Source organism: Acidiphilium iwatense (genome assembly GCF_021556475.1).
Classification (GTDB): Bacteria; Pseudomonadota; Alphaproteobacteria; order Acetobacterales; family Acetobacteraceae; genus Acidiphilium; species Acidiphilium iwatense.
This window is the reverse complement of sequence record NZ_JAKGBZ010000120.1, coordinates 1-2,173: the sequence shown is the minus strand read 5'-3', so window position 1 is coordinate 2,173 and position 2,173 is coordinate 1. Positions and strand designations below refer to the sequence as shown.

The following is a 2,173-nucleotide window of genomic DNA, read 5'->3' as shown; positions in this document are numbered from 1 at the left end:
CCACCTCGCAACATCAATGACCACGCTCAGAACAACAATCGCCCGCACCCTCGCCAGAACCCTGCCTAGATGCCCGTGTTGCCAACGACAAATCGAGAATGCTCGATTTATGACACAGTAAGACTAAGCAGGAACGCGACGAAAAACGAAACCCGGTCATCGGATGAGTGGCCGGCGACATTGGCCATGGTCGCGCAAACCGACCAGGGTCTGAGGCGGCACGGAAGGCGACCGCCTGCAACCATCACCCGACTTCCAGCGCCCGATAGACCGAAGCCCGGCCGATGCCGAGCTTGCGGGCAATTGCCGTGGGTCCGAGACCGAATTCCTTCAGCCGCTTGACCTCGGTGACATCGATGCTGGGCTTGCGGCCTCGGTAGACGCCGCGCGCCTTGGCCGCCGCGATGCCCTCCAACTGCCGCTCGCGGCGCAGATTGGTCTCGAATTCGGCGAACACGCCGAGCATGTCGAGAAACGCCTTGCCGGCCGCCGTACCGGTGTCTACCGGTTGTTCGGTGGCGCGCAGCGCGACCCCTTTAGCCTTCAACTCGTGGACGATATCCTGGAGGTCCTTCAGTGACCGGGCGAGCCGGTCGATCCGGGTGACGACCAGCGTATCGCCGGCGTTGAGGAAGTCGAGCAAGAGGGCCAGTTCGGTGCGACCGTCGCGGCGCGAACCACTGGCCTTCTCGGCGCGGATAACCCGGCAGCCCGACGAGCGCAGGGCACGTTGTTGGATCGTGAGGTCCTGGTCGATCGTGCTGACGCGGGCGTAGCCGTAAGCGATCATGAAGTGTCTCGCGAGGCTCTAGACGCCCTCACGTTATCGTATCAGAATGCCAGAAACAATCCTATTGAAACGAAGAAATCGTTTCACGCCAAAGCCTCGTTGGGGTATACCTTATTGAAACGGTATTCATTTCAATTGATCATTTCAATAGATTGGGTGCTTTAGCGGCCTTGGATGCCGCTCACCGCAGCTTCCGCGATCTTTCCAACTGCCTCATCAGGGAACGGGAATACGGAGCTGACATTGATTTCGCAGAGAATATAGGTGTCGTCACCCGATTCCGTTTTTGGTCCTAAAAGGAAATCGGCGTCCCAGATTGCCGGCAGCGACAAGGTGTCGATATCGAGCAGTCGCTGCATTGCGGGCACCCAGTCGCTCTCCATTTTCGTTCTCAGCACCTGAAAACGAGGTTCCGCCGGCCCGTACATGACCTTCCCCGGCGCTGACCCTTCGGCCTTCGCGTATGCCGGCAGGAGCCCTTGGGAGAACTGGTGAGAAAAGCCGACCAGACGATCATGAACCATGTAGCAGCGGATGGTTCCCTCCGGCAGACGCGACAGAAACGGCTGGTCGATCAGCCGCCCTGATCCTGAGAGGTAAATCTGGCACCGGTCAATGAAATCGCCGAGCAGCATCGTTTCCGCCATGCCATCGCGCCAAGCATGCTCCACGCGGACAATTGCATCGGCTTCAGGCAAAACAGATCGGCCGGAGGCGAGTTGCACGCTCCATACACCGTTACCGCCATTACCGCGGTTTTGCTTGATGACCCGAATTGCACCGGAGGCAAGCCGCAGCGGAAATCGCTTTCTGAAGTCTTCCATCGTCCCATAAAGATCGGTGTCGGTACCCCAGCCGAGGGTTCGCGTCCGAAACAGCACGTCCTTGACGCCCATCTTGAGGATGATGTCAGGATGAGCACTCACCCAAATACCTTTGGACGCAATCTCGCGAAGCAGAGGGTCCAGCCGGGAGCGATCATGCCCGTCCGAAATTGGATCGACCCATACCAGGACGCCATCTACCTGGAGAAGCTGTTCGCGTACTTCCGAAACCATTTCGTCGGAATACACCGCGGGCTCGGCTGCAACGTTCATATCCGCCAAAGCGCTGAAGACCCGGTGCAGCCGGCTATTTTCCGGCGTCGCCGTTGCCCGCGTGTTGTGATCGCCGCGCCAGAGAATAGCGATTTTTCGGACCCGGTCAGTGTTCATCACGCCTCGTCGTTCATACCGCTGAGGGTCATGGTTTTGCCGGAGCCATGATGCGCAACACGCCTTTGCCGCCGATGTTTTGAAGCGGGAAATAGACCTCGTGTGTTTGTGGATCGACAGCCACGGAATGCGCTTCGCCGGCAAGGTAGTTGCGGCCGAGCAGATGCAA

The 2,173-nt window shown here is 58.8% G+C and carries 2 protein-coding genes; both read right to left on the bottom strand.

Going from position 1 to position 2,173, the window contains the following annotated elements; genetic code table 11:
• Nucleotides 1-244: 244 nt before the first annotated feature.
• A complete protein-coding gene (locus tag L2A60_RS20265) occupies nucleotides 245-790 on the bottom strand; it encodes a recombinase family protein (protein WP_235706265.1) in 546 nt (181 codons plus the stop codon).
• A gap of 161 nt (nucleotides 791-951) precedes the next feature.
• Entirely contained in the window at nucleotides 952-2,004 is a 1,053-nt protein-coding gene (locus L2A60_RS20260) for a Cj0069 family protein (RefSeq protein WP_235706264.1), read from the bottom strand.
• Nucleotides 2,005-2,173 lie beyond the last annotated feature (169 nt).

Excerpts from the sequence above, each read along its gene's own strand:
- L2A60_RS20265 (WP_235706265.1), bottom strand. The coding sequence starts at position 790 with ATGATCGCTTACGGCTACGCCCGCGTCAGCACGATCGACCAGGACCTC.
- L2A60_RS20260 (WP_235706264.1), bottom strand. The coding sequence starts at position 2,004 with ATGAACACTGACCGGGTCCGAAAAATCGCTATTCTCTGGCGCGGCGAT.